This is a genomic window from Xanthomonas hortorum pv. pelargonii (assembly GCF_024499015.1).
Lineage (GTDB): Bacteria > Pseudomonadota > Gammaproteobacteria > Xanthomonadales > Xanthomonadaceae > Xanthomonas > Xanthomonas hortorum_B.
Window position 1 is genome coordinate 406,638 of sequence record NZ_CP098604.1, and the last position, 13,035, is coordinate 419,672.

Genomic DNA, 13,035 nt, shown 5'->3' on the forward strand with positions numbered 1-13,035 from the left:
CGGACGGCAGGTCGCGCATGGCTTGTCTATCGGCCGCAATCGGCCGCAATCAACCCGTCACCGGCGATCCAGTCGTCATGGCAGTGACGAGCAATACGTCACGATCCTGCCCACCACTGCGTGCTGGGCCTGCAGACCTGGCCTGGCAACTACGCACAGTGCAATGCCGCGCAACCCGCAGCAATACGCGTGCTACGACACGTGTCACTCCAGGCGCGCACTGCCACGCCGCATCGGCGGCACACGCAGATAGGTCACGCTACGCCACAGCCACTCCATCGGCCCGAAACGGAACCAGCGCAGCCACAGCTGACTCAGCACCACCTGCAGCGCGAACAACCCCAGCGCAAACGGCAGCTGCCACGTGCGCGGCAACTGCTCGAAATAACCAAGCCCGTAACCGTAGAACACCCACGTGCACAGCAACGACTGCAGCAGGTAGTTGGTCAATGCCATGCGCCCGGCCGGTGCGAGCCACGCCAGGCGCGGTGCAAGCCGCACCACCCATGCGGCGTAACCCAGGCTCATCAGCGGCCCGGCGATCAACGACAACGCGAAGGCGCCCGACACACGCAAGTCCAGACGCGCCGGATCCATCCATGGCTCCAACGCATAACTCACCAGCATCACGCCCAGCCCGAGCGGCAACACGCCATAACGCAACGTGCGAAACAGACGTGGAAAGCGCTCAGGCGCCGCAATCGCGCCGCTGCGCACAAACCAGCTGCCCAACAGAAACATGCCAAGCATCGCCGGGCCATTGATGCTCAGCCCGGTCATCGCCTCCTGCAGGTCATGCCAGCGCTGCAGCGTCGCTTGCAGGTACGTGCCGCTGCCGTACGCGGCGCGCTGCGCCTGCACGTTCGCGACCGCCTGCTGCGCCGCATCGGTCATCGCCGCCTTCCACTCCACCGCAGCTGCCGGATCGGCCTGCGTCAACGTCCCTGCCGCGCCGTACAGCAGCATCAAGCCAGGCGCGCAGCAGTACACCAGCGCCGCAACCCACGGCAGCGTCACCGTTGGCACCGAGCGGGTGGCCAGCAACAGCAACGCCAGCAAGGCGTAGGTCACCAGAATATCGCCGGACCACAGCAGCAATGCATGGGCCAGCCCGATCGCCAGCAACCCAAGGGTCCGCCGCAGATACGTGCCGAAAAACGCGCGCCCGGCCTGCTCGGCGCGCTGCGCCATTACCGCAAAGCCCATGCCGAACAACAACGCGAACAAGGTGTAGAACTTGCCCTGCACGAAGAAGTAGACCAGCGCATCGGCAACACGATCGATGCCATGCCAATGCGGATCCACGCCGGTGAGCGCCAGATCGAGCGGGCCGACGAAGGCTTCGATATTCATCAGCAGGATGCCCAGCAGCGCAAAGCCGCGCAGCACATCCAGCACGACGATGCGCTCGGTTGCGGCAATGGGCTGCAGAAAATCGCGTGGTGTCATCAAGGCTCGGAGCGTGGTGTGCACGACAAAATGCAAACAGCCCGCCGAGATGGCGGGCCGTTTAACCTACAGCGGTCACCCGGAGTGGCTGGCAACACGTCGCAAGCCCTCGCTGGCTGGAAGCGGAGACGGTCTAGAAACCGGCATGTCTGCGTGGCACATGCAGAGTTCAGACACCGGCCACATCCGCCCGAGGGCAGCGCGACCGTGTCAATCACCGCTCTCAGTGGTGATGGCCGCCTTCGCCATGCACATGTCCGTGGTCGCGCTCTTCCTGGGTGGCTTCACGCACGTCGATGATTTCCACATCGAAGTGCAGATCCTTGCCGGCCATCGGGTGGTTGAGATCCACGTCGACTACGCTCATGCCGACCTTCTGCACCGTCACTGCGCGCGGGCCGAAGTTGGTCTGCAGCATCACCTGGGTGCCCGGTGCCAGCTTGGTGGCGCCGAAGTGCTTCTTGGGCACGCGCTGGCTCAGGCCTTCGCGGTATTCGCCGTAGGCCTCGGTGGCCTTGACGTCCACGCCGAAGCTCTCGCCGGCCTCTTTGTCCATCATGGCCGCTTCCAGGCCCGGAATGATGTTGCCGTGGCCGATCATGATCGCCAACGGGTCACGTTCCTTGGAGCTCTCGATCGGCTCCTGGCCGATCTCCGAAACGGTGTAGTGGAAGCGGACGACGCTGTCTTTTTCGATCTTCATGCCTGGCTCTGAATGGGCTGCCCGGTGGCAGACGGTGGAGGACGGCTTGTCGGCCGCCGGGTGCGCCGCCATCATGGCGACCTGTTCTAACCGACCATTATCCCGGCTCCATGCCTATCACGCCAGTTTTCGCCGCTCACACCCGTCGTGTCGCGGCCAGTGTATTGCTGGGCCTGCTCGTGCTGTTGGGCGGTTGCGCACAGACCCCGGTGCGTCGCTCGGCTGCCGCCCCAGCGCCGACTGCGCGCGTATGGCCGCAGGTACCGCCGGCAGACCCGGCCGCCGCCAACAACATCCTGATGCGCGCCTTGGGCCTGGTCGGCACGCCCTACCTGTTTGGCGGCAACACGCCGGAAACCGGTTTCGACTGCAGCGGCCTGGTCGCCTATGTCTACAAGGATGTATTGGCGTTGGCGCTGCCACGCACCTCGCGCGAGCTGGCCGCCATCCAGGGACCCAGAATTTCGCCCGAAAAGTTGGCGACCGGCGATCTGGTGTTTTTCGGCTCCAGCGGCAACGTCACCCATGTCGGCATTTATGTCGGTGAAGGCCGCTTTGTGCATGCCCCCAGCACCGGCGGTACAGTCCGCTTGGATTTCCTGGACGGAGCCTACTGGCGTGACCATTATTCAGGTTCAAAGCGTGTTTTACATTGAAACGTGACGCTCATCACAAGTCACAGAACGGAAATTTAACCTTTTTTGAACGTAACGATTCTTTCACCAAGGCATCATCGCGCATCGACAGCAGAAATGTGATTCCCGCGTGACGAACGACGAACAGATCAATCCTGGCGCCGCACCGCTTCCGCCCCGGAAACCGCTCCGCCTGTTGTGCGCCACCGCTCTTTGGCTCGCAGCCCTTCCCGCTCTGGCACAGACCGCCAACACTCCTTCATCCGTTCCGCAGACGACTACGCCAGACAGCGCCGTCGCCGCCGAGAAAGCCGCAACCCGCAGCCGCGCCGACGCCGCTGCCACCGCAACCCTGGCCGCCCTGCTGCCGCATCTGGCCGCCAATGACGCCATTCCGCTGATGGACCGTTCGGCGATGTTCGCCGGCGACCTCAGCCGCCTGTTGGCCAATTACGACGTTTCGCAGAGCGCGGCCAACGCCGCCCAGAACGCCGTGGCCGACAGCCGTGTCCAAGTGATCCTGCAGCGCGCCATGGCCCTGCTCGGCACCCCTTACGTCTGGGGCGGCGAGTCCACCGAAGGCTTCGATTGCAGCGGCCTGGTCGGCTATGTGTTCAAGACCGCACTGGGCATCGACCTGCCGCGCGTCTCGCGCGATATCGCCCGCGACGAATCGGCCGAACTGATCAAGGACCCCTCCGCGCTCAAGGCGGGCGATCTGGTGTTCTTTGGCCGGCGTGGCCGCATCGACCATGTCGGCCTGGTGGTCGGCGACGGCAAGTTCCTGCACGCGCCCAGCCGCGGCAAGGACGTGCGCGTGGATTCGCTGGCCAGCGGTTACTGGAGCGAAAAGTTCATCCAGGCGCGTCGGGTGCTGTGATTGCCGAGCATATTGCGCAAAAGAGCCGCGGCATTGCCGCGGCTCTTTTGTTGGTATGGGTTAGGCAATTTGCCGGAAACCACAGCCAGGTCCGCCTGACAACAGGCGGCAACGGACAGCGCAGGGCTTTTTGTAGCCTGGCCTGACTCCGCTCTGCAACCGGCCTGCCGACCTCGTTCGACGAGTTGCCGGTACGTCGGCACGTCACCCGCTTTGCAGACACACACGACCTCGCCAACGGCTGGCGAACACGGCGCGATGGCACTGCCCCGGCGTGCAGTGCCCGATCTAACTGAGTGGCAGCAGGCTACTAGCCCTGAAACGCAAACACCCCACACCAGTAGCGCAAGGTCGCCACAGGCAGTCCCTGTCCGCGTGCGCGTCTCTCGCGATACGCACGCGGATGTGGCCTGCTTGAATGGTGCCTGCCGGCAACGTTCTGCAAACACGCTGATGTAGCCGCCGGACAAGCAGCGATCGATTCTGCATGTCCGTAGTGCCGCAGGTTTTATGGATTCCAGAATCCAGTCCAGATCCTGGAATTTCCAACGCCCCACCTGTCAGCTCACAGCTCGCCTGACGCGCGGCACACTCCCGCGAAAAGCTGCATCTGCTTGATCTGTAAAGCGTCCGAGGATTGATTCAGGCCCAAGGACCGGATTGGCATGCGTTCTGCTTTGCACTCTGTAAACGCGGCATTCCGCCCGTCTCGGAGTAGAGCCTTGCTATCCACATTGATCCACACACCGTTGTTTGAATTGATTTCGCGATTCTGCATCGATATTGCCGCAGTGCTGGCGCTGATCTTCGCCATGTACTACCGCCGCCATCAGGACAAGGAACTCGTTACCGCAGCAGCACTGTTCAACATCTTCGTGTTTGCGGTGCTCACCATCCTGTCGAGCGTCCAGTTCAGTGTGGCCGCCGGTTTTGGCCTATTCGCCATCCTCGCGCTGTTTACGCTTCGCTCCGAGCCGATCACCAAGATCGAGATCACCTACTTCTTCGGCAGCGTTGCCATCGCGGTGATCTGTTCGGTGCAGGGCACCACGCTTTCGCTGATTGCGGCCACGGTGGTGCTGGTGCTGGCGGGCGCCTATGTCTTCGATCACCCGCGGATCGTGCGCTCGGTCGAGAACATCAAGATCACCTTCGACCAGATCCATATCCACTCGCTCTCCGATCCGACTGCGATGAACGCCAGCATCGCCGAGCGGCTCGGCGTGGACGTCGTGTCCTACGAAGTCCGTGCCATCGATTACCTCAACGACACCGTGAGCATGCGGATTTTTTACCGCAAACCTTGAGGAAGCCGCCATGAATACATTTGCCTGTCCACCCGCTTTGCCGCGTCAACGGCTCGCCGATGGGGTTCCGCTCTTGCTGTCGCACAGTGATGCGGCGGCCATTACCGCGCGCGCTCAAACGCCCGTCGCCAACTCCATGACGTGCCCGGAGCAGCAGTTCCGCGCCATTGGTCTGGAGCGACTCAACGCCACCGCATCGATGTTGATACGGCGCGACAACAAGTACGTGGTGCACGAAGATCGGCTGGCACCGGCATGGGCGGAGCTGATCGGCCAGTTCGACATCCTGGAAATCGATGGAAAGCGCGATTTCATCTACGACACCTGCTATTTCGACGATCCGGGCCATACCAGTTACTTCGACCACCATCGTGGCCGGCGTCAGCGCTGCAAGATTCGCATGCGCAACTATGTCGATGCACACCTGTGCTTTGCCGAGATCAAACTCAAAGGCAAACGCGGCCAGACCGAGAAACGTCGTATCGCCTGCCCAGTGGACCAGTACGGCGTACTCGGCGAGCGCGCCCAGTCGCAGATCCGTTCGGCCTATCGCGACCTCTACGCACGCGACCTGACGCAGGCGCTCGAACCCATCTGCTGGATGCGGTATCGCAGAACCACGCTGGTGGCCAAGGAAGGGGGCGAGCGGATGACGATCGACCGCGGCATGGTCTTCATGGATGCCTCTGGCACCTGCCGGATCGACGATGACCTGGTGATCGTCGAAACCAAGTCGGGCAACGCCAACGGCATCGCCGACAAGATCCTGCGCCGCCTGCACCAGCACCCCACCAATAGCGCTTCCAAGTACTGCGTCAGCTTGGCCGCGCTGCGGCAGGTCTCCAAGTACAACAAGTTGCTGCCTGCGCTGCGCAAGCTCGCTGTGGTTCCCACGCACGCGACACCGACGGCATGACGTACGCGTCGCTCGGCGCACATCCGCGCTGCATCACACCGTCCCTCATTTCCGACAGGACCCTTCCATGCACTTGAACCTTCTTTTGACTGCGGGCCTGGCCACCCTGGGGCTGCTGACAACGTGCACACAGGACGCCCACGTCACCACCGGGATCGCGGTTCCGGCACACACCGAAACCGCGCCACCGCAGATCGATGCACCATCGGATAGGCATCGCTTCACCTTCCCGCCCACAACACGGGTGGGAAACGTTCCTCTCACCGAGCTGTCCGCGCTGGCCTGGGACGCGGACGAGCAGCGGCTCTATGCGCTGTCCGACAACGGCTATGTGTTCCATTTCCGCCTCACCCTGGATGGCGATGAGATCGTGCGCGTGGAGCCCGTTCACTCGGCGGCGCTGGTGGACGCAAAGGCGGGTTTGACGTCCGATGCATTCAATGCGGAAGGACTGGCGCTCAACAACGCCGCAAACGGCGTAACGGGCGACACCGAACTGGTTATTGCGCTGGAAGACAAGCCCTCCCGGATCGTGCGTTTCAGCCCGATCGGCACCATTTTGGGCGAGCTGGCGGTGCCCTCGCCGGCCGACGACCTGAGCCGCTATCGCAAAAAGGGACGCGGCCTGGAGGCGGTGGCGATCCACCCTGCGTACGGTCTTCTGACAGCGCCCGAGTCACCTCTGCTGGAGCTACGGGAAGACCGCCACACGGTGTACGCGAAACACCGGCGTTGGTCGTTCCTGCGGCATTCCCCTGACAGCCGCCTCAAGGGGCTGGACGTGCTGCCCGACGGCAGCCTGCTGGTGCTTGAACGCGACAAGGCAGGCGCCAAGGACCGCTTCGCCGCCAGCGTGCGTCGGCTGGACCTTGCCGCCTGCAGCAGCGACGGCAGCTGTGCGACCGACGCCGTCGCGATGCTTCCGGCTGGGCCGGAGAACTTCGAAGGCATGACCGTGATCGACCCGCAGCACATTCTGCTGGTGAGCGATAACGGGGCACTGGTGACGCAGGACACCATCTTCGTGTTGGTGCGGCGGCCATGAGCATCGGTCAATCGCATCACGGGACCCTCGCATGAACACGCCGCTGCTTGTCTGGCTGTCGGTGGCTTGCCTGGCAGCGACGCAGGAGGCGCACGCACGCGAGATCCACTTTGGCGGCCGCCTGCATCTGGATTACGCGACCTACCGGGCCGACGTCAGGCAGCTCGACGATGCCTTTCTGCTGCGGCGTGCCAAGCTCGATGCCGATGGCAAGCTCAATGACGATTGGTCGTTCGAGGTCGCCTATGACGTCGCCGCCGTCTACAGCGTCACCGACAGCGGCACCCACAAGCAGGGCGCATTCAAGGAAGGCTTCGATGGCGTAGCGCTGCGATACGACGGCTGGAAGCAGGCCAATCTGGATCTTGGCCAGTTCAAGGTTCCGTTTGGGCTGGAGGAGTTGAACAGTTCCAATAACATCACCTTGATCGAACGCGCCTTGGCCAGCGATGCCTTCGCGCCATCGCGGCGGTTAGGTGTGGGCGTGAGCCGCAATCGCCGGCGCTACACGCTGTCTGCCATGGGGTTCGGCGGATCCATCGATGGCCGCGACAGGGGCCGTGGCGCCGCGCTACGAGCCACCATCGTGCCGGTCGACACCGGCGACGGCGGAACAGTGCTGCATCTGGGCGCGGCGGTCGTCATCGAACGTCCCAGCGGCGAGGTGAAATTCAATGCGCGACCGGAGTCCAGGGCCCTGGATGTCCGATTCTTGAACACCGGCGATCTGGACAACGTCGATCGCATCGATCGCATCGGGCTGGAAGCCGCAGGCACTGCCGGCCCGGTTTCGGTGCAGGCCGAATGGATGCGTGCTGCCATCAGGCGCAGCCACGGCAGTGCCGATGCGCAGCTGCAAGGCTGGTACGTGATGGGCAGCTGGGTGCTCACCGGTCAGTCGCGCCAGTACAAGAACGGCAGGTTCAGAAGCGTTTCGCTACAGCCGCCTCGCGGCGCCTGGGAACTGACCGCACGCTATAGCCATCTGGACCTGGACGACGGCCGGGTACGGGGGGGCGAGGAAAACAACGTAACCGTCGGGGTCAACTATTACGTCAACAATCGCTTGCGTATCATGCTCAATTACATTGATGTGCGAAGCGAGCGCCGGGGCCGGACTGACAATCCCGACATCTTGTTGGCCCGCATGCAACTATCGTTCTGACGTGCGCGCGGCGCTGCCGGAGACAAAAGATTGGCAAGAACCCGAATCCTGATCGTCGATGACGAGGACAGCATCCGTTTTGGCATGCGCGACTTCCTGGAATCCCGTGGCTACGACGTGATCGATGCCGATAGCTGTCGCAGGGCGCGGGAGCTGTTCCAGGCATCGTCGCCGGATGTCGCGGTCATCGATTTCCGGCTGCACGACGGCAGTGCGATCGACCTGCTTCGCGATTTCAGGCAGATCGACCCGGACGTGCCCATGATCGTGCTGACAGCCTACGGATCGATCGACCTGGCGGTGCAGGCGATCAAACAGGGGGCAGAACAATTTCTGACCAAGCCGATCGAGATGCCCGCGCTGCACGCCATCGTGAAGCGGCTGCTGACCAATCGGCGGCTGCATAGACAGCAGCAAGTGGTGAGCAAACGCGAGCAGCGTGAACGGGTGGATCCGTTGCTGGGCGATAGCCCCGCCATCCGGATGCTGGCCGAGCAGGCAGGCAAGGTGATGGGCAGCGACAGCCCGATCCTGATTCTTGGAGAGACCGGCACCGGCAAGAGCATGCTCGCCAAGTGGCTGCATCACCACAGCGCGCGTGCCGACGAGCCGTTCGTGGATCTCAATTGCGCCGGGCTGTCGCCGGAGTTTCTGGAAACCGAATTGTTCGGCCACGAAAAAGGCGCGTTCACCGGGGCGAGCACCAGCAAGCAGGGCATGCTCGACATCGCCGATGGCGGCACCGTCTTCCTTGATGAGATCGGCGATGTCGATCCACGCGTGCAGCCCAAACTGCTCAAGGTGCTGGAAGAAAAACGTTTTCGCCGGATGGGCGCGGTGCGCGAGCGCGAAGTGGACATCCGGCTGATTGCCGCCACCCACCACGACCTTGCCAGCAAGGTGAAGGAAGGCACGTTCCGCAGCGACCTGTATTTCCGGATCAGCAGCATTCCGTTGACGATGCCGGCACTGCGCGACCGCAAACAGGACATACTCTCGCTCGCTTCCACGCTGCTGGCACGCCTAGTCACCGACCCGGCGCGGCGGGTGCAACTGACCGATGACGCGCAACAGGCGCTGCGCGACTATGCATGGCCCGGCAATATCCGCGAACTGCGTAATGTGCTGGAGCGCGCCGCATTGCTCTGCAATGAGGACACCATCACCCGACGCGACCTGCGCTTCGAGCTGCCTGCGGCGCAGGACGTGCCGGCCAATACGATGGACCTCACGCTTCAGCAGCTCGAACGGCAACACATCCAGCGCGTTCTGCGTGATGTGGGAGGCAAGGTCGAGCAAGCTGCGCTGCGCCTGGGGATTCCACGCAGTACTCTCTATCAAAAGATCAAGATGCATGGCATCGGCGCGGCATCACACGATACCGGCTAAGCCCGCATGCCGGGGTTGAGCGCTCAACAGGTGAGATTGGCACGCGCATGAGGAGTGCGACATGGTCAAGGCGAAGATCTATGCAGGCATCGCGATCATCGTCGCCTTCGGCGTGATGTCTATGCTCTACGTCCAGCGCGGACTCGACGACGTCGTCGGCCATCTGACCAGACTCGAGCAGATCGACGCACCCTTCAGCATCGCTGCCCTCGAGATGGAAAAGAATGTCGGTGAGTATGCCTATGGTGTGCTGCAGTACATCGCACAACCGCTTGCGGATACCCGCGCGGAAACCGTCAACGACAGCGCCGACTTTTCCCGCTACCACGCCAACTACATGCAGTTGAGCAGCACCGACAGGGAAATCGAGCTGGGCAGGCACCTCGCTACCGACTTCAAGAATCTTTCGGGTATCGGCGCTGCGCTGATGGATAAAAGAGACGCACTCGACGCCACGTTCGAGCGTGTCACCGGGCTGTTGAAAGACATCGACGCGCTTGCAGACCATCGCATGGTGGCGGCTGCGCCGACAATCGAACCAGCGCGAAGGCGCAGTCTGGCTGCGATAGCGAACATGGAAGCACAGGCAGCGAAACTCGGATTCTGGCTGTCGGCGTATGAGCGCAGGACGACGGCGCTGACGACGCGGGAGTTGCTGGAAAGAATCGCCGACCTCGACGATGCCATCTCCGAGTATCGGCGTTTGCCGCTGGCGCCGGAGGAGCGACGGCTGGGCGATGATGCGGAGGCGTTGCGTGTACAGATCAGACGCGGTGTCGATGAACTGCTTGTGGGCGAGGACGCTATCGAGGCATTGGCGAGGCAATTTGTCAGATTGCAGAATCATCTCGACGATGTCTCCGACGATGAGATCGAACCGTTGGCAGCCAAGGGGCTGACGGCACCGCAGAAGGAAGCGGACCGCATCGCGGTACGGGTGCTGAACATGCTGGGGTATGCGATCCCGCTGTACCTGCTGGTTGCGATGGTGGTGGGTGCATTGCTGATCATGACGGTCGTCAGGCCATTGCGAAAACTGGCATCGGGTACCAAGGCCATTGGCGACGGCAATCTTGGCTACCGCATCGCCGAACGCGGCAAGGACGAGTTCGACGATCTGGCGCGGCAATTCAACCTGATGGTGGCGCGACTGCAGGAAAGCACCGTCTCCAAAGCGCTGCTGGAAGACAGCGAACAGAAACTGCGACTGACGGTAGCGGACCTGCGCCAGGAAATCGCAGAACGCGTACGGTCCGAGCGGGAACGCGGGAAGCTGCAGGCCGAGTTGCGCCGTAGCGAGGCCATGGCGGCCATCGGCGCACTGATGGCCGGCGTTGCCCACGAGGTGCGCAACCCGTTGTTCGGCATTTCATCGACCCTGGATGCGATGGAGGCAAGTTCCCACGGCGGCGGCGGAAGCGGCCGTCACCGGGAAGTGCTGCGCCGCGAGGTACGCCGACTAAACAAGCTGATGACGGACCTGCTCGAATACGGCCGGCCGTCAACCGAGGAATTCACTAGCGGACGCCTGGGCAATGTGATCGCCGAGGCCGGCCATATCTGCGGCCCGGCTGCCGACGCAGCGACCGTTGTCATCGTCAACCAGGCCAGCGCCTATGACGGCGTGCTGCCGATGAACCATGGCCGCCTGCTGCAGGTGTTCGTCAACCTGATCGAGAACGCGGTCCAGCATGCGCCTGCCGGCACCGAAGTGACCATCACCGCCAGCACGATCGAGGACGACGGGAATCGCGCGGTGGAGTGCCGTGTGCAGGATCGCGGCGCGGGCTTCGCCGCCGAGGACCTGCCGTTCCTGTTCGACCCATTCTTCACCCGGCGCCGCAAGGGGACGGGGCTGGGCCTGGCCATCGTGCAGCGCATCGTCGATGAGCACCGCGGCTCCATCCAGGCCCATAACAGTCCACAAGGCGGCGCAGTCATGGTGCTGCGCCTGCCGATCACCGGCTGGTCCAACGACAAGCGCGACCTGCCGGCGTGATAAAACATCGCATCCCGCACGCTGCGCAGACACGATGGCGCCAGGCGCCGGTAGCGATGTGGCGGATCATGCATCGCGGGGAACGTAATGTATGGCGACTAAGCCAGCTCGCTGCCGCAGCAGGGTCAATGATCGGTATCTGCTTTGTAATGCGACATGGTGTCCTCGATGCCCTTGCTCAGCTCCATCACCTTGAGAGCGTACTCGGCCAGGCGCTGATCCCCAGGCGTGTCCGGCTGCCACGAGGGCACTGCCACCGGTGTGATCCCGTCCGGGTCCATCGCCACGAACACGATGATGCAATGCGTGCACAGCCGCGAGTCGCCGCCCATGGGGCTGCGCGCACGCACATCGATGGCGAAATGCATGCTGGTGCGCCCGGTGTAGACCAGCTTGGCCGACACCGCAACCAGATCCCCGATCCGCACTGGCGCCACGAAGCGAATGCCGCCCACCGCCACGGTGACGCAGTAATGCCCGCTCCAGCCACTGGCTGCGGCAAAGCCGACCTGGTCGATCCACTTCATCACCACGCCGCCATGCACCTTGCCGCCGAAGTTGACGTCGCTGGGTTCGGCCAGAAAACGAAATGTCAGATCACGCTGTTCGCCAATCACCGCCCGCCCTCGTCAATGGATGAGCTGGCAGTGTGCCATGCAGGTGCGACAGAAGCGCGCAGGGACATTCGAGGTTCCGCGGTATTCGATCAACCGCGTATCGCTTCAATGTTGTCCTGCTTGCGCAAACACAACCAAGGGAAATGCAGCTGTTTTAACTTGAACATCCGCCGCAGGCGCGCACTCGGCCATCGCGGGTCGAATAGCAATTGCACTGCAAACCGATCGAACGTGGCGTAAGTGTGTTGATGGTAGTGCTCGGCCAGGGCGGGCACACCCAGCTCGGTGAAGTAGCGCAGGCTGCGCGCGGCACTTTCGCTGGCGCGTTGCGCGTCTTTGTACAGCGGGCTGTCCAGGATATGCAGTTCGCCGCCGTCGCGTAGCTGTGCGAGCAAACGGATGACCAATGCGGCGGGATCGGCGAAATACTGGATGCAGGCCGGTAGCACGATGACGTCGAAGAGATCGCGCGGCAACGCCAGGGTCTGGATGTCGGCGGCGATGAAACTCAGGCGCTGGTCGTGGCCGAACACGCGTGCGGCTTGGGTCAGCTCGGTGCGATTGACGTCAATACCGCAGACGTCGCGCTGCAGCGATTGCGCCAGCAACTGCGACAGCCAGCCGTTGCCGCAACCCAGTTCGAGAATGGCGCCCTCGCCTTCACGCGCCTGCAGATGCTGCACCAGCAAGGCGCTGGACAGCGCGCGCACCTGCCATTCCAGAGTAGTACCGAGCTTGCCGGTAGGCCTTGGCAGGCTGCGCACCTGCGCATCGGTATAGAGCCGGCCTTCCTTGCGGCGGATCTCCAGATACTGCTGCTCGAACGGATCGTCGGGCAACGCGTGTTGCACGAACACACCATCGATGCTTTCCAGCTCAGGCAACTGCTGCAGCCGATCGCGCAGCGCGGGAAATCCAACGGTCATCGGT

General features: G+C 62.9%; 11 protein-coding genes and 1 pseudogene. 8 read left to right on the forward strand and 4 right to left on the reverse strand.

Annotated features, from left to right (window positions below; translation table 11 throughout):
* Nucleotides 1-204 precede the first annotated feature (204 nt).
* Together NDY25_RS01815 and NDY25_RS01820 are read right to left on the reverse strand one after the other, a co-directional pair.
* On the reverse strand, nucleotides 205-1,449 hold the full coding sequence (locus NDY25_RS01815) for a DUF418 domain-containing protein (RefSeq protein ID WP_256627736.1): 1,245 nt from the start codon (nucleotides 1,447-1,449) through the stop codon (nucleotides 205-207).
* 223 nt (nucleotides 1,450-1,672) lie between these two features.
* Nucleotides 1,673-2,152, reverse strand: a complete 480-nt coding sequence (locus tag NDY25_RS01820; RefSeq protein ID WP_006449968.1) for an FKBP-type peptidyl-prolyl cis-trans isomerase — start codon at nucleotides 2,150-2,152, stop codon at nucleotides 1,673-1,675.
* On the opposite strand from NDY25_RS01820, the pseudogene NDY25_RS01825 reads away from it, so the two are divergent.
* The 8 genes and pseudogenes from NDY25_RS01825 to NDY25_RS01860 all read left to right on the forward strand — a co-directional run bounded on the left by NDY25_RS01825 (nucleotide 2,151) and on the right by NDY25_RS01860 (nucleotide 11,488).
* Nucleotides 2,151-2,808 (forward strand): annotated as a pseudogene (locus NDY25_RS01825) (C40 family peptidase). The gene NDY25_RS01820 and the pseudogene NDY25_RS01825 overlap by 2 nt on opposite strands.
* Nucleotides 2,809-2,917: 109 nt before the next feature.
* Nucleotides 2,918-3,667 (forward strand): C40 family peptidase, encoded by a 750-nt coding sequence (locus tag NDY25_RS01830; RefSeq protein WP_074057100.1) that lies wholly within the window; start codon nucleotides 2,918-2,920, stop codon nucleotides 3,665-3,667.
* A gap of 791 nt (nucleotides 3,668-4,458) precedes the next feature.
* Nucleotides 4,459-4,974, forward strand: a complete 516-nt coding sequence (locus NDY25_RS01835; protein ID WP_168957748.1) for a DUF4956 domain-containing protein — start codon at nucleotides 4,459-4,461, stop codon at nucleotides 4,972-4,974.
* A 136-nt stretch (nucleotides 4,975-5,110) separates the two neighbouring features.
* The gene (locus tag NDY25_RS01840; protein ID WP_081418483.1) at nucleotides 5,111-5,890 is read left to right on the forward strand and encodes a polyphosphate polymerase domain-containing protein; all 780 of its coding nucleotides are present in this window, start codon (nucleotides 5,111-5,113) and stop codon (nucleotides 5,888-5,890) included.
* A gap of 67 nt (nucleotides 5,891-5,957) precedes the next feature.
* Nucleotides 5,958-6,935 (forward strand): esterase-like activity of phytase family protein, encoded by a 978-nt coding sequence (locus tag NDY25_RS01845; RefSeq protein ID WP_168957749.1) that lies wholly within the window; start codon nucleotides 5,958-5,960, stop codon nucleotides 6,933-6,935.
* A gap of 31 nt (nucleotides 6,936-6,966) precedes the next feature.
* Entirely contained in the window at nucleotides 6,967-8,100 is a 1,134-nt protein-coding gene (locus tag NDY25_RS01850; protein ID WP_168957750.1) for an OprO/OprP family phosphate-selective porin, read from the forward strand.
* A 30-nt stretch (nucleotides 8,101-8,130) separates the two neighbouring features.
* Nucleotides 8,131-9,489 carry a sigma-54-dependent transcriptional regulator gene (locus tag NDY25_RS01855; protein WP_168957751.1) on the forward strand — a complete coding sequence of 453 codons (1,359 nt, stop codon included), beginning with the start codon at nucleotides 8,131-8,133 and terminating at the stop codon, nucleotides 9,487-9,489.
* 61 nt (nucleotides 9,490-9,550) lie between these two features.
* Complete coding sequence (locus NDY25_RS01860) at nucleotides 9,551-11,488, forward strand: sensor histidine kinase (RefSeq protein WP_168957752.1); 1,938 nt, start codon at nucleotides 9,551-9,553, stop codon at nucleotides 11,486-11,488.
* A gap of 125 nt (nucleotides 11,489-11,613) precedes the next feature.
* Here NDY25_RS01860 and NDY25_RS01865 read toward each other — a convergent pair whose 3' ends face one another.
* Together NDY25_RS01865 and NDY25_RS01870 are read right to left on the reverse strand one after the other, a co-directional pair.
* Nucleotides 11,614-12,105, reverse strand: coding sequence for an acyl-CoA thioesterase (locus NDY25_RS01865; protein ID WP_168957753.1), 492 nt, complete (start codon nucleotides 12,103-12,105; stop codon nucleotides 11,614-11,616).
* Nucleotides 12,106-12,194: 89 nt separating this feature from the next.
* Nucleotides 12,195-13,031: a class I SAM-dependent methyltransferase gene (locus NDY25_RS01870; protein ID WP_168957754.1), complete on the reverse strand. Its 837-nt coding sequence runs from the start codon at nucleotides 13,029-13,031 to the stop codon at nucleotides 12,195-12,197.
* Nucleotides 13,032-13,035 lie beyond the last annotated feature (4 nt).